The sequence below is a fragment of the Fibrobacter sp. UWB7 genome (assembly GCF_900142945.1).
Lineage (GTDB): Bacteria > Fibrobacterota > Fibrobacteria > Fibrobacterales > Fibrobacteraceae > Fibrobacter.
The window spans coordinates 724,219-742,037 of the sequence record NZ_FRCO01000001.1 but is presented as its reverse complement, the minus strand read 5'-3'; the positions used below and the strand labels follow the sequence as shown (position 1 = coordinate 742,037).

Below are 17,819 nucleotides of genomic sequence, written 5' to 3'. Positions count from 1 at the left end.
GGTTGTAATATAGATTAAAAGTCCTGTGATGGCGATTTTATATGGGGAATATGGCCAAATTTGGGCTTTTTTCGCTAGTTTCTGCCTAGAATCTTGACAATGATATTTTTCGGTGTTATATTTAATAGTGAACAAATGTTCTAGTGTTCAAAATTTTAGATCGCTGCGGTTTTACGCTTGTTCGCAGGGAGGGTATGATGAAAAATAGTTACGTGGAAGGATGCGTTATTCCCCAAAAGAATATATTTTTGTTTAAAAAGTTGTTAAACTTAACAAAAAGTGATGACTTTGACGATAAAATGAATATATCAGAATGGATACATGGTAGGGAAATCCGTGGCAAGGTAACGTTCTCAATTGCCGATGTAAAGGATGCGTTCGCCGAGCGTCCTGTTAAAAGCATAAATACGGAACTATCGCGCCAAGTGTCCCGAGGGCGAGTTCAGTCTGTTTATCGGGGGTTTTATGTCGTTGTTCCGGTTCAGTATCAGCTGAAGGGGGAAATTCCGCCCGTCTATTATGTTGATAGTCTTATGGATTATGTCGGCAAGCCTTATTATGTGGGGTTGCTGTCTGCGGCTACTATACACGGTGCCTCACATCAACGAGCTATGAAGACGCAGGTAGTGACCATTGAACCGCGAATTAAGGCTTCTGGTAAGAATCCTTTTATTGATTGGAATTATCGAAAAGAAATCCCAAATGCGTTTGTTTTGAAGAAAAATGCCGAGATTGGAACGCTACGTTATTCGGGACCGGAGTTGACTGCGATAGATCTTGTACAATTCTCGGCGCATGTTGGCGGTTACCAGCGTGCGGCCACAGTGTTGGCGGAGCTGATGGATTCTGTGAATTTGGAGAAGGTGGTGGACCTATTGCCGTTTACAACTGTTGCTACTCTTCAGCGCTTTGGCTATCTACTTGAGTTTGTACTTTTGAGGCAGAAACAGGCCGATATGCTTTTCCAAATCTTGAAAAAGCAAGGTTCTTGGAACAGCGTTTTATTGTGCAACGAACATGATAGACGGGAAGGTGTTCCGGCAAATCGCTGGCATGTAAATGGCAATATCGACATCGAGGTGGATGACTTATGATCGATCGCACTTCGATTATGGCTTGGGCTGAACATGCACCGTGGACAGATTTTACGATGGTTGAGCAGGATCTAATTATCTGTCGTGCTCTTGTGGATATTTTCAGCGATGATTTTTTGAAGAATGAGTTAGCGTTTCGTGGGGGAACGGCTTTGCATAAACTTTATTTGCACCCCCAGCCTCGCTATAGTGAGGATATTGATTTGGTGCAGATAAATCCGGGACCGATAAAGCCGATCCTATTCCGCTTAGGTGAAGTTCTTGACTGGATGCCGGATCGAGTTACGAAACCTAAACGCTATAACAATACAGTGCTTTTCCGGATGGAATCCGAGTTTCCTCCGGTTCAGCCGATTCGTTTGAAGATAGAGATCAACTGCTTTGAACATTTTAATGTGTTAGGCTTATGCAAAATTCCGTTTAGTGTTGATAGTATTTGGTTTAGGGGTGATTGCGAAATAACGACTTATGCGCTAGATGAACTGCTCGGTACAAAGCTTCGTGCTCTGTATCAGCGCAAGAAAGGGCGTGATTTGTTTGATTTGCAAGTTGCGTTAGATAAAGGTCCTGTAGATGCTGGGAAAGTCATTGAATGCTATAGTCGATATATGGATTTTTCGGTTGAAAAACCGCCAAGCTACAAGCAATTTATGCAGAATATGGAATTGAAAATGCGTGATTCCGAATTTCTAGGCGATACCGAACTACTGTTACGACCCGATGCCGACAAATTTGATCCGGAACGGGCTTTCCAAATGGTTCGTGAATCTTTTATAGAAAGGCTTTCTGGCCGAAGAAAGTGATGTTTTTTAGAAAAGGGATCGAATTCGACCCCTTTTTACACCGTATCCATAAACGTTCTTTGGATCTTGTTGAACACGATAATTCCGAGCGCAAGGATGAATGCGGCAAAGCCTGCTGTGTAGCCGAGCGCAGCCCAGCTGAATTCTCCGACACCGAGCATGCCGAACTTGAATGTTTCCATGATGCTGGTGAGCGGGTTTGCCTGCATGAGCATTTTGAGGCGAGGGTCTTCGATGGTGCTGAGCGGGTAAATCACTGGGGTGGCGTACATCCAAAGCTGAACGATAAACGTGAGCAAAAATGTGAGGTCGCGGTATTTGGTGGTGAGACTGCTGAATAGTACGCCGAAGCCGAGCGAGAGGGCGGCAATAAGGAGGATGAGCACGGGCGTGAGCAACAGATAGATGTTCGGGTGTACGGGAGCGCTGGTAAAGATAAGGTAATATGCAAAGACAATCAGGAATAGCCCCATTTGAATGCTGAGGCGTACGAGGTTGCTTGTGACGGTTGCAAGAGGTACGACAAGTCGCGGAAAGTACACTTTGCCGAACATGTTCGCATTTTCGATGAATGTTTTGCTCGTCTGGTTCAAACATTCCGAAAAGTAGGTCCAGAGGCAAATTCCCGCGAGATAGAATAACGGTTGCGGGAGTCCGTCTGTGCTGATTTTGGCGATGCCGCCGAACACGACCATGAACATGATTGTGGTCATGATGGGCTGGATAAAGAACCACAGCGGTCCGAGAATGGTCTGTTTGTACCAGGTAACGATATCGCGTTTCACGAACATGCGGTAAAGGTCACGATACTGCCAAAGTTCCTTGAAGTCTACTTCGAGAAGGCTTGCCTTAGGCTTGATGACTGTAGTCCATTCGCTAGATTGTGTTGCTTGTTCTTGGGGCATTCTGCTATTTTGGTTTCTCGGTAGGTATGCGTGCAATATAGATTATTCTGCCATATGCTTAAGGCTAAAGATGGCGAATTCGCCATAATTAAAAATCAGCTAAGTCCTTTTTCCTGATTTAAACCCCTCGAAATCGAGGGGTTTGGTTGAATCCTTCTGTTAGGGGGCGCTTTAGACATCGTATTCAAAACCGACTCGGTCGCCATTTTTGTTGCCCCATCCTGACTGCATTGCCTGAGCCATCAACTCGAGTGCGACCGCTATTGATGGAATTCTTGCTTGTCCACGAGCGGGTTGTTTCTGCTGAGAGTATTGACAATGGCCTTTCTCGGTATTATATTTTATAGTGAACAGATGTTCTAGTGCTCAAAATTTTAGATTGCTGTGGTTTTACGCTTGTCCGCAGGGAGGGGATGATGATTGAATTGATTGTATTGACTAATATACTAACATCTTGTATATTTATTAGTATGATTGTCAATGGTAATGAGAAAAGACTGATGGCCCTTCTTTCAGAAAAGGGTGGGCGGATTACAGCGAAAGAGGCTTCTCTTGCTGGTATTCACAGAATGTTCCTGAAACAGCTAGCTGATACCGGGCAAATTGTAAGAGTTGCGCGAGGGGTGTATCAGTTGGTAACGGCCCAGGAAGATGAACTCCTAAATTTACAACATCGCTGCCCAACGGGCGTTTTTTCGTGCGAAACGGCGTTGTTCCTACATTCTTTGATGGAACGAGCCCCGTTTGAGTGGACAATGACATTTAAAGGGTTCTATCATTCGCCTTCTCTAGCGAAAAATGGAATTGTGGTAAAGCATTCTTCGAAGAATCTTTATCCTCTTGAAATAGTAGAGGTCAAGACGCCTTTGGGCAATATTGTTCGAGCCTATTCTGCCGAAAGAACCTTGTGCGAAATCATGACGGCCAAAGTTGCGGCCGATATCCAGACAATAACTTATGCAATTAAAACGTACGTCGGCCGTAAAGAAAAGAATATTCCGAAACTGATGCAGCTTGCAAAGACTTTTCATGTAGAAAAAAAACTCAGAGCGTATTTAGAGGTGTTGTTGTGATTACTAATAACGAAATGCAACTAAAGGCGTTACTGAAGGATTTATCTACAAAGTATGGAATTACGCCTCAGGCTACTTTGCAAATGTATTGTCTTGAACGTTTGCTGGATAGAATTGCTGTTTCTCAATTCCGCGATTATTTTATCGTTAAAGGTGGATTTTTGATTGCGTCTATTCTTGGAATTGGAATTCGCTCTACGATGGATATTGATGCAACGGTCAAGGGATTTGGCGTCAGTCATGGAAATATTGAATCTGCTTTTAAGGAAATTTGTGACATTGCTATTGCCGATCAGTTGGTGTTTTCTTTTGAACGAATCGAAGAAATAAGAGAAAAAGATGATTATTTAGGGCTTAGGGTGTTTATTGAATGCCGTTATGGGAAAATGAATGTTCTATTGACTGTTGATCTTACAACAGGAGATACAATTATTCCACGTGAAATAGAATATAAGTATAAATGCGTATTTGACGACAAGATGATTCCAATTTTGGCTTATCCTCTAGAAAATGTTTTTGCTGAAAAACTTGATACGATTATTTCGAGGGGTGTGGCTAATACGCGAACTAGAGATTTCTACGATGTATATATGCTTTATGCGTTGAAGAAGAAGGATGTGAATTTTGAAACGCTAAGGATTGCTCTTGAAGCGACTTCTCGCCGACGGAATACTTTTAAGATTTTAGAAGATTATCCGCAGATTCTAGAATCGATTAAAGTGGATTTGGGACAATATGACTTTTGGAGAAGATTTGTTGCCAAAAATCCGTATGCTAGAGGGATAACTTTGTCGCAGGCTGTTGATTGTGTTCAGGAAATGTTGGATTTGGCGGGTATTTCTCGGCTTTTTCGCTAGTTTCAGTCATGGGTATAACCTGTTTTTAATCTTACGAAATTCAATAACATTAGGTTCAATGTCGGCAGCAATGGCAATTGTTCACAGAAAAGGGGTCGAATTCAACCCCTTTCCCTAAAACGTCCGTTCGCGCACAACGTATTGCGGTGACTGATTGATGCTGATGTAGATGCGGCCGATGTATTCGCCGATGAGCCCTAGCAAAAGCATGATCATGCCGCCGGTAAAGAGTATGGTGGCGAGCATGCTGGTGTAGCCAACGGGGACTTCGGGGAACATGAGTTTTTTGTAAATGACAAAGAGGCCTGCTCCGAAGCCTACGAGGGCGCAGAGAATGCCGATGAAGGTGGCGGCGCGGAGGGGCTTCACGGAAAATGCGGTAAAGCCGTTAATCCAGAGTCGAATGAGGCCTGTGAGGGTGTAGCCGGATTCACCTTCTATGCGGTGGCGGTGTTCAACTTCTACGTTGCCGAGGCTCTTGGTGGCGCGGAAAACGAGGCCACTGATGTAGGCGAAGGGGTGGGGATAGCGCACGATTTCATCGGCGATGAACTTGCGCATGATAAAGAAACTCGTGGTGTGGAGCGTCTTGGGTTGGCCTATGATGGCTTCTGCCATTTTCTTGTTGACCCAGCTGCCAAAGCGGCGGAACAGGTGCTGCGCGGAGTGTCTGTAGTAGCCGTAAACGACGTCGTAGCCTTCTTCGATTTTGTCGACGAGCTTAAAACTTTCGCTGGCGGGCGTTTGTCCGTCGTCATCGAGGCTAATGATGTAGTCACCGGTAGCTTGTCCGTAACCGGCCATGAGCGCGCTGTGCTGCCCGAAATTTTTGGCGAGGCAGATTCCCTTGATATGCGTGTCTTCGGCGGCAAGCTTCTTGATGACTTGCCATACGTTGTCTGGGCTGCAGTCGTTGACGAGTACGATTTCGTATTCGGTGCTCGGGCGGGTGGCGATTGTTTCGCGGATTTCTTGGACGACTGCCGAGATTGTGTTTTCGCTACGATAACAGGGAATTACAAAAGAGAGTTTCATCTAGAACCTTTGCTGAACGGATTCCCACTTGTTGCTTTGGGCGGACTTGGCGGCGGCTTGCATCATGGCGAGGCCTTCGAGCGATGTGCGGATGCCACATACGTACTGGCTTTTGAAACTGCCTGTGGCAAAATACTGGTTGAGGCAATCGGCGATGTCTTTATAGTAGTTCGCGAATGCTTCGATGAATCCGGCGGGGTGGCCTGCCTTGAAGCGATTGTAACGCTGCTGGTTGGCGATTTTGACGTCGCCGGTGCGGTCGCGGAGGCTAACGTTGCCGCGCAGGTCGCACGTCTTGAGCGTTTCGGGTTCTAGCTGGAACCATTCAGCGCTGCCTTCGCTGCCGTAAACGCGGATGCGCAGCCCATTGCGGTTGCCGAGTGCAGTCTTGCTGAACCAGATTTGTGCGCGGACGTTGTTCGTGTATTGCACGAGTGCGCCCACGTTATCGACGATTTGCGGGAAGAGTCCGAAGGTTGTCTGGTCGGCGACGATGTGTTCCGGGCGTTCGCCGGTCAAAAAGTAAATCATGTTGTGCAGGTGACTGCCGAGGTCGAGTGAAATCTTCGGAATCACGGTGTCCTTGAGTCGCCAACTTTGCGGCTTGGGCGGTTCGCCACCTGCGCCTAGGCGCATAAAGCCTTCTTGCGGCATTTCGACTTGCACTTGCTGGATTTTTCCGAGCTTGCCATCGGCGATGAACTGCTTGAGTTCGCGGATCATCGGGTAACCGGTGTAGTTGTATGTGGTGCAGAAAAATCCTTTTGTCTCGGCAACAACTTTTGCTATGGCTTCGCCTTCGGCAACGCTTGTGGCGAGCGACTTTTCACAAATGACGGGGTAACCTGCTCTGAGGGCTTCGATGACGATGTCTTTGTGGTAGTCCGTCGGTGCGAGCACTACGACGGCGTCGAGTTTGCCTTTTTCGGCTTGCAATAAATCTTGATATTTTGCGTACGTGCGTTCTTCGGAAACGCCCCAGGTGCGGGCGGTTTCGCGGTTTGTTTCTTCGTGCGTGCTGAATGCGCCGGCCACGAGTTCAAAATGGCCGTCCATTTGGCTTGCTGCCTTATGGACTTCGCCTATGGCTGAATTGATTCCGCCTCCGATAAACGCAATTTGGTAAGGTTCTTTTTTCATCGTTTTTGAATATAGGATAATTAATCCTTGTCATTCCGGACTTGATCCGGAATCTCCTTTATTCTACTATGATTTTGGCTAGTTCCGTCATTCTTGCGGTTTTGTCTTGTATTTCGGCGAGGGTGTCGAACTTGAAAAATACGATGCCTGCTTTGTATAAAAGCTTATCTGTAATTTGTTCGCCCGGCTTGTACCACAGAAATTTTTCGACAATGTTCTTTTGAATTTCTGGAGCAAAGGTGACATCGCGGACAATTCCTTCTCGATCCGCCATAATGCAGTGCCTGAGCCAGAATCCTTGCGTGGGAATATCGGCGATACCTGAAATATCCATTCCTGTTTCAGCCATCACGATGAATTTTGGGTAGTCGATTCCGGTGGCGTATTTGACGAATTTGATGTATAAATCTCCTGGCGGGCGGCGGCAAATTTCAATGATGACTGGTGTGCCGTCTGCACGCTCGATGTACTGGATGTGCAAAATACCATCGACAAGGTGCAAGTCGCGGGCGATGCGTTCGCTGTAGTCGCGGAGCTTGGCGAGGCCCGCTGCACTTGTGGTGCTTGGCGTGTTTGCTCCCGAGACCATGTACTTGTTGAGGTAATACTGTTCGTTGTCGGAAAATGCAAATGCGACTTTGCCTTTCACGAGCATGGCGGAGAATCCGTGGTTTGTGCCTTGTACGAATTCTTCGACCACAATGTGGTCTTGGCGGGTTCGGCTGCAGGCGTCTTTGTAGGCCGCGCGAGCTTCTTCGATGTTGGCTGCACGGTGGATGCCTTTGCCTCCGGTCAAATCAACGGGTTTGACGATGATGGGGAAGGTAAGTTGCGCAATCGCTGTATCAAAATCTGTGGAGTTTTCCCTTGCGGAATCAGTGCCAGCAACTTTGACGGTAATCGCGCGCGGTGTCGGGATGCCGAGTCGGGCGGCGAGTGCGCGGTACTTGTCCTTATGATGTAACTCAAGGCTTGTCGCGTAGGAATCATGCCCTGGCAATCCCAATTTTTCGCAAACGTAAACTGTCGAAAGCAAGGCGAAATCGTTGCATCCAGAACAAACGGCTTGCACGCCTTCATTGCGGGCTAGTTCTAGCATGGCGTCTTTGTCGCTAAAGTCTGCAAAAACGGTCTTGTCGGCGTAAGGGTGGCCGAGTCCATCGCGGTTGTTACCCGTGGTGATTACGTACCAGCCGAGTTCATGTGCCGCTTGAATGAGCGGAATTTCAGCATGGCTGCCGCCTAATAGCAAGAGTTTCTTTTGAGGATTGCTTTGCTCCATTTCTTTTTACTTCCCGAAAAATTCCTTTACTTTATCACACACGAATTCCAAATCGTCTTGTTTTAATCCGTAGAACATGGGGAGTCGTAACAGACGGTCGCTTTCGTGGGTGGTGTAACGGTCTTCGCCATTGAAACGTCCGAAACGTTTGCCGGCAGGGGCGTTGTGGAGCGGTACGTAGTGGAATACCGCGAGAATTCCGTTCTTGACGAGGTGAGCGATGAGGGCTGTTCGTGTTTTGAGATTGGCGACCTTCAAGTAGAACATGTGCGCGTTGTGGCTGCATTCTGCCGGAATGTATGGGAGCTGCAAATCGCCTGCATCGGCGAGAGGTTGTAAACGTTCTCGGTAGGCCTTCCAGCTTGCCATGCGATTGTCGAATATCTTTTGAGCGTTTTCGAGTTCTGCGTAGAGGTAGGCTGCGTTGAGTTCGCTCGGCAAGTAGCTCGAGCCGAGTTCAACCCATGTGTACTTATCGACTTCACCGCGGTGGAATTGCACGCGGTTTGTTCCTTTTTCGCGGATGATTTCGGCGTGGTCGGAATACTTTTTGTCGGCGATGAGAATGGCTCCGCCTTCGCCCATGCTGTAGTTCTTTGTCTCGTGAAAACTATAGCAACCGAAATCTCCGAGCGCCCCAAGCGAACGACCTTTGTAGGTGGCCATCATGCCTTGCGCGGCGTCTTCGATGACGAATAAATTGTGCTTTTTAGCGATGGCGTTGATGGTGTCCATTTCGCAGCCGACGCCTGCATAATGCACGGGAACGATAGCCTTCGTCTTTTCTGTGATGGCATCTTCAATCAGTTTCTCGTCAATGTTCATCGTGTCCGGACGAATGTCAACAAACACGCATTTTGCGCCTCGCATGGCGAATGCATCGGCTGTCGAGACGAATGTGAACGACGGCATGATGACTTCGTCACCGGGCTGGATGTTGCACAAGAGAGCGGACATTTCAAGAGCGTGGGTACAACTTGTGGTGAGTAACGCGCGGGCAACGCCCGTTTTTTGTTCCAGCCATGCGTGGCATTTCTGGTTGAATTGCCCATCGCCGCAGATTCGGCCGCTTTCAACGGCCTTCCGTACATAATCAATTTCAGGTCCCACGAAGGGAGGCTGGTTAAAAGGAATTTTCATTGCTCTACACATCCCTAATTGTTTACAAAGCGTAATATATAATTTCTTTGGGAGTGTTGTGCAATTCTATTGTGGTTTATTACAATACCAATATGTTTTTTATTGGAAGCTCTGATTTTGGATGTAGTGCTCATTTTACCTCCCAATGGCCGCCTTTGTCGGGGCCTATACGTTTAATGATTCCTTTTTGTTCCATTTTTTTCATATTCTTATTTACATGAATGCGGCTGATTCCTACGATAGTTGCAATTTCGTCTTGAGACACTGACGGATCTTGCTTAATTATCAATAAAATTTTTCTTTGGTTTTCTGTAACCTTTTCTGTAACCTTTTCTGTAACCTTTGGTGAGTTTTCGGATTCGTTTCTGGAAATTTCTTGTGTCTCTTTTCTCCAGATGATGGTTTTAAAGTCGTCGTCATCTTGGAATAGAGGCTTTTTTAAACCGTATTGTAGGCATTGCTTTACAATGTCTCCTGTCCCGGTTCCCGTCTTTTCTATGTATCCACAACGTTGCATGGCTTCTGCGATAAGAGGATTATGAGGAAGAGATTTGTGAGGCTTGTAGAGCTTATCTATTGTTAGTCCATGTGGTAATTGTCCTGGATTCCAAATTTCTAGACGATTTCTGAAAAGCATTACTTGAACGCTTGCTTTACTTGTGTAGTCGCGATGACAGACTGCGTTGACAATGGCTTCTTTTACGGCCTCCATAGGAAGTTCTGGATGTGTGGGGACTGCTGCGGTTAGGCCTTGTGCTCTTGTTCCTATCCAATTGTCAACGCGGCTCAGTACGAAACTCGTTGCTTGGTCAATTAGTTGAAAAACATCGCCTTTGTAGATTTGTAATGAAGGAATTGGTTTTTCAACTTTGTTTCCATAAAATTGGGCGCATTTTACTTCTGAGGTGATAAAGAATTTTTGAGGCTTTTTGCCGAAAAGGAGAATGGATGCGTTGGCTAATTTGCCTTTTTCATCAATCATATCTAAATGTCGTAAGAAGTTCTCAACGGGGGTGTCGGAACTTAGTTTAAAATTACGTCTTTGTTTTGAAAGCTGGATGAAATTTCGAACTTTCTCTTCGTCAATATCGTCTATGGTAGCCTCGTTATTTTTGGCTTGATCAAAAGGACCTGTTCGAATGAGTTCTTTCTCTTCCATGTAAAGAACAAGGGCTTTATATACAGCATTTTTCAATTCATCATAGTCGGTAAATGATCGCCTCACGTTGTTCTTTTCAACTTTTTGAATGAATTTTATCTCTTTGGGGTGTCTTTGTGAATTGTCTTTTTTGATGAATATAAGGCATGTTTTATGTAGCTTGTTTGCAAGATTGTATTCCTGTTCTGTGGGGGATATGCTGTTTTTCGATGCCGTGCCATATTCGTTACCCAAAAGTCCTAGATATATATCGCTTTTCTCGACTTCTTTAAGATAAATGTCATAGGTTTTGCTGTTGCTTGCTGGATGATTTTCAAAGATGAATGGCTTGAAAAATAACGACAATATTGGGTCGTTCGTTAAGTATGAGAATAGCTGTTTGCGTTCTTCGGCAAATTCCCTTTGTACGCTTGAAATAAATATTTGAAATTTCATAAATCCTTCCGTTGTTACTCCTTTAACTTTTTAAAATGTTGGTGCCCCTAAATTTATACTCCTCGCAATTTCGCTGTCAAGGGGGCGGACTTTTGTTGGTGTGTTTATTGAAATGATGCACCTATTGCTTCTATTAAAATTTTGAATTATATTATAGGTGTATTAAAATTATGAGGATTAAATGCAGGTTTATAGATGTGATGAATTAGCTGTAGTGACGCCACCTGGGCGGCATCTTGCTGAAAAAATCGAAGAAATGGGCCTTGATGCCAATGATTTGGCTGCACGCATGGGCTACACGCCCAAGGCTGTGAATGACATTTTGCAGGGAAATTGCCGAATCACGCCCGAATCGGCCATTTCTCTTGAAATGGTTACGGAAATACCTGCTGGGTTTTGGCTGCGTAGTCAGATGGCTTACGACGAATTTTTGTCGCGTGAGAAAATTAAGGCTTCGCTTATGGATCAGTCCCTTTGGAAAAAGTCTTTCCCCGTGGAACTTGATGTCCGCGAATGGGTTCGACAAAAAAAGGATGAAAGCAAATCTTTAATGCCTCTGCTGAAATTCTTTGCAGTGGCGTCCCCACAGGCGTGGGATGGTTATTACAAAAAGGCTCAGCTGAAGGTGGCGTTCCGTATTTCGCTTGCGGAGGTCAAGGATCCGTATGCGACTTCGGCGTGGATTCGTCGTGGCGAGATTTTGTCGGATCAGGATCCGATGGAAAAGCTAGGGCAGCCTGCGGTTCGTAAAAAGCTTAAGGCGGCGCTTCCTGAAATTATTGCGTTTGCTGCAGCAAACAAGAAGTTGCCGAAGCGCGAAAAGCGAATCACTTATTGGACGCCTGAGGCGGAAGTGGTGGATGATTGCATGACGGGCTTGCAGGCGCTATGCCGCAAGATTGGAATTCGCGTGCTTTTTGTACAGAATTTCAAGAGCTCGCCGATTCACGGCATGTATCGCTGGTACAAGGATGTTCCGCTAATTCAGTTGCATGACCGCTTTAAAAAGCGTGAAACGATGTGGTTCACATTCTTTCATGAGCTTGCGCATGTGCTTTATCATGGCAAGAAGGGAATCTGCTTGCAGAACATCGAAATCACGCACAACTATCCCGAAAAAGAGGACGAGGCCAACTGCTTTGCGCAGAAGTGCATGCTGGAGGCGGGTTTCGACGCTTAGTACCTCAATCCGAATCCGTACGGGAAGAGTCCCTTTTTCCCGTCGCCAACGTTAATCGGGATTTGCTTGGCGTCCTTGGGCCAGGTGTGGGGGAGTTTGCCTGTGGGCTTGACTTTGCCAAAGAGTACGTCTGCAACACCTGCACCTTCGCTACCGGGGAGCCATGCGACTACAAATGCATCGGCGGCGTTGATGAGCGAGGTAATGGGGAGCGGGCGACCGGTGATGAGCACGACGACCACTTTGTGGCCTGTTTTTTGCCATTCCTTAATTTGTGCGATGTCGCTATCGGTGCTGTTGAATGACATATCGGTTTTGGCTTTTTTGGTGATGATCTTGTTGTTGAAATCGTCACCGCGGTAGTCGCCGAACCATTCGGCATACGGAACTTCACCGATAACATAGACGATTGTCTTTGCTTCTTCGGCGGTGGAGACGCGTGCGCCATTTGCAACTTCGTCAAAGCCAGCCTGAATAGATGTTGCGCCGGGGACGTTTTCCATGGTGCCTTGCCAGCCTTGCGTCCATGCGCCGCATTGTAAGCCGGTGTTGTTGGCGTGGCTACCGGTGACGAAAATCTTGTCTGTAGTCTTGAGCGGGAGAACCTTTTTATTCTTGAGAATGACGAGGCTTTTTTGCACAGCTTCGCGGGCAAGTTGGCGGTGCTCTGCACTGCCGATGTTTTTTGTGACGCCAACGTAAGCTGCGGGGCCGCTAGGATTGTCTATTCTGCCCGCGCGGATTTTTGCACGCAAGATTCTACGGCAAGCGTCCTTGACGCGATCTTCGCTAATCGCGCCCGATGCGACGAGCTCCTTCATGCTCTTGACAAAGCTTTCGGCAGATTGCGGAACCATTGCCATGTCGAGGCCTGCGTTGATGGCGTTCTTGATGGCGTCCTTCGAAGAAATTCCGGTGACGAGTCCGGGCGAGTAATCGCCTGCGGCGCCCGGTGTTGTGGAACTTTCGATGCCTTCCCAGTCGGCGATGACGTAGCCGTCGAATGCAAGTTCGGTTTTGAGAATGCCTGTAATTTTTGCGGAGTCTACGTGCTGGTGGATTCCGTTCACCTGGTTGAAACTTGCCATGACGCTGAGTGCGCCTTGTTCAACGCCTGCTTCGTAAGGCGGCAAATACTTTTGGCGGAGAACTTTGTCTGTCATGGTGGCGTTGCCGCGGTCGTAACCGTTGTCGGTAGCGCCGTCGCCAATGAAGTGCTTGAGCGTGGTGATGACGCGCCATTCGGCATCATTGTTGTCGCCTTGCTGACCGCGTACAAATGCGGCTCCGAGGTCAACGGCAAGTTCCGTTGTTTCACCAAAGCCTTCGTACACGCGGCCCCAACGTTCGTCCTGCGGAACGGTGATGGCGGGGGCGAAGTTCAAGTCGATGTGTGCTGCCCACATTTCTTCGGCGACGGCTTGCCCGATTTTACGGACGAGTGCGGAATCTCGCGTGGCGCCGAGCCCGATGTTATGCGGGAAAATTGTCGCGTTGTTCACGTCGGCGACGCCGTGGACGTTGTCTTTGCCGTAGGTGACTGGAATTTTCTGTTTCCAAGCATTGGTGTAGAAGTCTGCTGTGTAAGCGCCGCCGCCTTCGAGTGCGGAACCGCAGATGCTGTTGCCGCATTTTACGGTCGGAGCTTTGGCTTGCGTCATTTGTGCAATCATGTCGTCGAGTGTCATCTTCGCCATGATGCTGTCGATGCGAGTTTCAATCGGGTTGCGCTTTAGCGTGATGCTGCCGTAATTCTTTTTGCCGGGAATGACGCTGAGTGTTTCGGGTAAAAATTCCGTTTTGCGTACGACGATGCTTTGACCTTTCTTGGCATTATTCAAGCTGAATGCGCCTTTGTCGTTCGAGAGCGTTCGCGCGTTGGCGATGAGCTTCGGGAGTGTCCTGATGGTAACTGCTGCGTTCTGGACGGGAGAGCCAGATTCATCAACGATTGAACCGCTGATTCCTGCCTGTGCTGCGGAGATAGCGGCGAGAGTTGCAAATGCAAAAATGCCAATTTTAGGAAATGCCATATTTATACCTTCTTCTGTAAGGTAAATCTATATTCAAAAAAGCGGGCGTGAAAACACGAACCCGCTTTTTACTGTGACGTCTGGAAACAATTTTATTCTTTCCCGCTGGACTTTGTGGGCGTTGTAATTGGGGTTGTCGTGTTGCTCAATCGTTTGAAGCTTGGAGTTAATTCGTCGATGCAACCAACGATGTTGTCGCTGGATGTCCAAAACTTGACGTTGTGCGCCCCTTCGCTAAGGGAATAATTGAGAAACCATTTGCTGCCTTTCGGACAATTGTTTAGGCTGACGGTTGATTCTGCTAACCAGTTGTAATAGGCTTCTGTGGCGTCGTATTTAAAGTTTGTGGAGCTTGCTATTCCTAGACTGTTGCCTGCTGGAGACCTATAGCCGATGTTGTGCCAACTGCCGCCATTCCCATGTTCGAATGCGTATGTCTCTTGCAATTTCATGTAGGTGCCTGCGGCGACGCTAATTTCGGAAGCTTTGGATTTGTCAATAAAGCCGAACAGCTTAGGAACGGCTACGGCGGCCAGGACGCCCATGATGACGATCGTGACCATTAATTCTATAAGGGAAAACCCTTTTTTCTCCATATTGCTCCCTTGGACTTGTTTTTATAAAAATAAGTTATTTACCGATGAAATGGATTGGAAAAGAAAAAAAAAGCACTACCTTGTTAGGTAATGCTTTTCGTGGGGCCTCCCGGACTTGAACCGGGAACCAACGGGTTATGAGTCCGTGGCTCTAACCGATTGAGCTAAAGCCCCAGTTCACCCAAAGTTAGTAAATATTTTGAAATTGTCTTTGCCCACTCGTAGTGGAATCCGCTGTAAGCATTTACGACGCATTTGTCCCAATCGGCGACTTCCGTGTTGTACACACTGATGGCATCCTTAATGCGACGAAGCATCTGGTGCGGAGCGTTTGCGTCATCGACGAGGAATGCGTTGGCTTCGCCTGCGGTCTCGAGGGTGTAGTCGGTGAGCATGCTTGCGATGCCGACGTTGCGACCCGTGAGCGGGAGCGTGCCTGCAGCCATTGCCTTGAGGATAATCGAGGCGGACGGCTCTTGCAGGTTTGCCGCAAATAGAAGGTCCGAGGCGGCAAGCGTGTTGCGTAATTTTTCTCTGTTGTTCGCTTCTTCGGAATCGAACTGGAGGATGCGGATGAAGTTGCCGTACTGGTGAGAAACTTCCTGGTAGTAGTTCCATTCGGGGTGTTCTGGCGAAATGCCCACGATGATAAGGACGTTCTCTTTGGCGATGTCCGAAAGGATGGTCGCAAGCGTTTCGGAAGCGTTGCCCGACTCCATGTCCATGTGGCTGTAAATGATAAGCTTGTTCGAAAGATCCATGTCGAACTGGCGGCCGAGGCTCGCCTTGGCGATACGCTTCGCTTCTTTGATGGGACGCTTCGCTTCGTCGTTGAAGTCCCAGAACTTGTAGTTCACGCCGAACTGGATGCCGAGGAGCTTGCTGCTGTTGCGGTTCAAGAATCCGCTGAGACCGCCGGGGAGGTTCGTGTTGAGCATGGCGTCGCGGTAGCCCGACGACGGGAACAGCACCTTGTTGGCGTACAAAATGCCCGCCTTGAGGAGACTGACCTTGCCCCAGAACTCGTAGCCGTCCATGTTGAAGTCCTTGCGCGGGAGACCAATTTTTTCGATTTCGCTTGGCTGCACGTGGAAGTCGTAAGTGATGTTATGGACGTTGAAGAAAAACGGGATGTTGTGGAAAGCTTCTTGGTAGACGGTGTGGCAGAGTGCGCCGACGAGGGCTCCGCCCCATTCATGACCGAGGATCGCTTGGAACTGGATGCCGCTTTGAGCGCTGTAGGAGAGCACTGCCGAGGCGAACATGGCGAATCTCAGGTGGTTGTCGCTGTAAGGGAGGGCGTGCGGTGGTCCGTAAACATAGGGCCTACCGAAATATTCTTCATTATATATATAAGTGTGGAGGGGGTCGTCTTCAGAACGCCAGACCTCGAACGGCTTGTTCTGCAGCGCTTCGACGCCTTGATAAACGCAATGATACTTGTCGGGATCGATAATATGGTCTTTATAGAATGGCGAACAAGTAATAACCTGAGAACCGGCGTTGGCAAATGCCTGCGTCATGCAGTTTACTGCGGTCGCGAGGGGGCTCGGTACCTTCCAGTTCCCCGCTTCTGGAGTTACGACGAGTATATTCATTGGTTTTTATACACTCCAAATAAAAATTTACCTACAAAAGTAAGTATGTATAAATTTATTTATTTAAATTTCAACTGAAAGGGTGTATTTTACTTTTTAACCTGATAAATAGTCCTTTTCAATATTTTTTATTAAAACTTCATCTGAAGGATACAAAATGAAGAAGATTTTCATTGCTGCTTTGGCTACTGCCGTCGCCTTGACGATGACTGGCTGTAAGGGTACTAACGAAAAGCGCGGCGACGAACACCTTAAGGAAGGCCGTTTCCGCAATGCTATCAACTCTTATCTTGAGGCAAAGAAGAAGGGCAAAATGTCCGATGAATTCTTTGACAACTTCACACTCGCTCTCGTGCGTGCAGGTGATATGGAATCCAAGAAGGACTTGAGCAGCGATCTTATCAGCAACTACTTTGAAAAGGCTGCATCCAACATCGGTAAGGTCAAGGAAGACGCAACCGTTGAAGAATATGTCAAGACGCTCGGTGAAATCGGTAAGCGCCAGGCTGCACAGGAAGGTGTTGACTACGCTACGATTATCAACGCTTTTGCAAAGATTGACTCTGCTGAATCTGTCGCAAAGACCCGCCACGTTGCAGAATCTGCTATCAAGAGCATCCGTGAAGAAACCGAAAAGCTCTATGTCGCTCGCAACTTGCAGGAAGCTTTGGGCGAAGACGATCCGGTCGTGAAGGAATACTTGCTCCTCCGCATGGCTGAAATGGCTCCGACGAATCAGGAAATCCAGAATGCTTTGAACAAGAGCCGCAAGGTCACTCGCGGTTACTTCCTCATCTTCGGCGAAAACGTTCCGGACTTGAGTGGCAAGCAGCGCGTGGACAAGTGGGGCTACGTGATGGCTCTCCCGACTATGAAGCAGTCCAAGAATGGTTTCTCTTGCGAACTCCAGTTCTGGGCTTCTACGGGTAACAACACTGAACTCGACCCGTCTCAGATCAAGCTTGTTTCTACCGAAGGCAAGGAAGTCTATGCCAAGGGTAACACGGGTTGGTGCGAAGCCGAAGTTCTCGTAGGCAAGAAGGGTGACGAAAAGATTGAAAAGAAGCAGAAGAAGTTCAAGGGCAAGGGCAAGTTGATGAACGAATTCCAGTGCTCTGTGAACGTCAGCTTCTCTTACCCGAGTGGCTTTGTTCCGGACTACATCGAATACAAGGACCAGTACGGCATTGGTCGTAAGTACCTCGGTCACTAATTCGTAACGGAATTTAAAGACTATTTTGGGGCTCGCCGCGGATGCGCGGCGGGTCTTTTTTTGTTGTCACCTTTTACGACGTGGTGATGCCGGCACCCCGGAACATGTCCGGGGCTGGCTCCGGCCGGCATGACAGTTGCAAAAAGCTGTTATGTCTTTCTTTCATCCTCGACCGAAGGGAGGGAATCCATACAATAAAAAAATCCCCGGCCGCATTGCCGGGGGACTAATTACAATCGTCTAATAGCTATTGACCAATAACCAATGACTATTGAC

At 47.6% G+C, this 17,819-nt stretch carries 15 protein-coding genes and 1 tRNA gene; 6 read left to right on the top strand and 10 right to left on the bottom strand.

Features of this window, described 5'->3' with window-relative positions:
* Window positions 1–194 precede the first annotated feature (194 nt).
* Window positions 195–1,094, top strand: coding sequence for a type IV toxin-antitoxin system AbiEi family antitoxin domain-containing protein (locus BUC30_RS03125; protein WP_083555472.1), 900 nt, complete (start codon window positions 195–197; stop codon window positions 1,092–1,094).
* Window positions 1,091–1,897, top strand: a complete 807-nt coding sequence (locus BUC30_RS03120; protein WP_073423479.1) for a nucleotidyl transferase AbiEii/AbiGii toxin family protein — start codon at window positions 1,091–1,093, stop codon at window positions 1,895–1,897. The genes BUC30_RS03125 and BUC30_RS03120 overlap by 4 nt, the downstream gene beginning before the upstream one ends.
* Before the next feature lie 35 nt (window positions 1,898–1,932).
* Here BUC30_RS03120 and BUC30_RS03115 read toward each other — a convergent pair whose 3' ends face one another.
* Window positions 1,933–2,802 (bottom strand): ABC transporter permease, encoded by an 870-nt coding sequence (locus BUC30_RS03115; RefSeq protein ID WP_073423478.1) that lies wholly within the window; start codon window positions 2,800–2,802, stop codon window positions 1,933–1,935.
* A 413-nt stretch (window positions 2,803–3,215) separates the two neighbouring features.
* On the opposite strand from BUC30_RS03115, the gene BUC30_RS03110 reads away from it, so the two are divergent.
* Entirely contained in the window at window positions 3,216–3,875 is a 660-nt protein-coding gene (locus tag BUC30_RS03110; RefSeq protein WP_083555470.1) for a type IV toxin-antitoxin system AbiEi family antitoxin domain-containing protein, read from the top strand.
* Window positions 3,872–4,732, top strand: coding sequence for a nucleotidyl transferase AbiEii/AbiGii toxin family protein (locus BUC30_RS03105; RefSeq protein WP_083555468.1), 861 nt, complete (start codon window positions 3,872–3,874; stop codon window positions 4,730–4,732). The genes BUC30_RS03110 and BUC30_RS03105 overlap by 4 nt, the downstream gene beginning before the upstream one ends.
* A gap of 114 nt (window positions 4,733–4,846) precedes the next feature.
* On the opposite strand, the gene BUC30_RS03100 is transcribed toward BUC30_RS03105, so the two are convergent.
* The 5 genes from BUC30_RS03100 to BUC30_RS03080 form a co-directional block, all read right to left on the bottom strand.
* Window positions 4,847–5,767 (bottom strand): glycosyltransferase family 2 protein, encoded by a 921-nt coding sequence (locus BUC30_RS03100; RefSeq protein ID WP_073423477.1) that lies wholly within the window; start codon window positions 5,765–5,767, stop codon window positions 4,847–4,849.
* A complete protein-coding gene (locus BUC30_RS03095; RefSeq protein WP_073423476.1) occupies window positions 5,768–6,907 on the bottom strand; it encodes a Gfo/Idh/MocA family protein in 1,140 nt (379 codons plus the stop codon). It abuts the gene before it with no gap.
* Window positions 6,908–6,965: 58 nt separating this feature from the next.
* The gene (locus BUC30_RS03090) at window positions 6,966–8,189 is read right to left on the bottom strand and encodes an ATP-grasp domain-containing protein (protein ID WP_073423475.1); all 1,224 of its coding nucleotides are present in this window, start codon (window positions 8,187–8,189) and stop codon (window positions 6,966–6,968) included.
* Between the two features lie 6 nt (window positions 8,190–8,195).
* Window positions 8,196–9,341, bottom strand: a complete 1,146-nt coding sequence (rffA, locus tag BUC30_RS03085; protein ID WP_073423474.1) for a dTDP-4-amino-4,6-dideoxygalactose transaminase — start codon at window positions 9,339–9,341, stop codon at window positions 8,196–8,198.
* A 118-nt stretch (window positions 9,342–9,459) separates the two neighbouring features.
* Window positions 9,460–10,923, bottom strand: coding sequence for an ATP-binding protein (locus tag BUC30_RS03080; protein ID WP_073423473.1), 1,464 nt, complete (start codon window positions 10,921–10,923; stop codon window positions 9,460–9,462).
* Between the two features lie 181 nt (window positions 10,924–11,104).
* Between BUC30_RS03080 and BUC30_RS03075 the strand changes: the two genes are divergently transcribed.
* Window positions 11,105–12,103: a HigA family addiction module antitoxin gene (locus tag BUC30_RS03075; protein ID WP_073423472.1), complete on the top strand. Its 999-nt coding sequence runs from the start codon at window positions 11,105–11,107 to the stop codon at window positions 12,101–12,103.
* Here BUC30_RS03075 and BUC30_RS03070 read toward each other — a convergent pair.
* The 4 genes from BUC30_RS03070 to BUC30_RS03055 form a co-directional block, all read right to left on the bottom strand.
* Window positions 12,100–14,136, bottom strand: a complete 2,037-nt coding sequence (locus BUC30_RS03070; protein ID WP_073423471.1) for a glycoside hydrolase family 3 N-terminal domain-containing protein — start codon at window positions 14,134–14,136, stop codon at window positions 12,100–12,102. The two genes, BUC30_RS03075 and BUC30_RS03070, sit on opposite strands and share 4 nt — an antisense overlap.
* Window positions 14,137–14,228: 92 nt before the next feature.
* On the bottom strand, window positions 14,229–14,732 hold the full coding sequence (locus BUC30_RS03065; protein WP_073423470.1) for a type IV pilin protein: 504 nt from the start codon (window positions 14,730–14,732) through the stop codon (window positions 14,229–14,231).
* Window positions 14,733–14,832: 100 nt separating this feature from the next.
* A tRNA-Ile gene (locus BUC30_RS03060) sits at window positions 14,833–14,906 on the bottom strand.
* Window positions 14,897–16,330 (bottom strand): glycogen synthase, encoded by a 1,434-nt coding sequence (locus tag BUC30_RS03055; RefSeq protein WP_073423469.1) that lies wholly within the window; start codon window positions 16,328–16,330, stop codon window positions 14,897–14,899. The genes BUC30_RS03060 and BUC30_RS03055 overlap by 10 nt, the downstream gene beginning before the upstream one ends.
* Window positions 16,331–16,487: 157 nt before the next feature.
* Here BUC30_RS03055 and BUC30_RS03050 point away from each other — a divergent pair, with 157 nt between their 5' ends.
* Window positions 16,488–17,543 carry a hypothetical protein gene (locus BUC30_RS03050; protein ID WP_073423468.1) on the top strand — a complete coding sequence of 352 codons (1,056 nt, stop codon included), beginning with the start codon at window positions 16,488–16,490 and terminating at the stop codon, window positions 17,541–17,543.
* The last annotated feature ends 276 nt before the right edge of the window (window positions 17,544–17,819 follow it).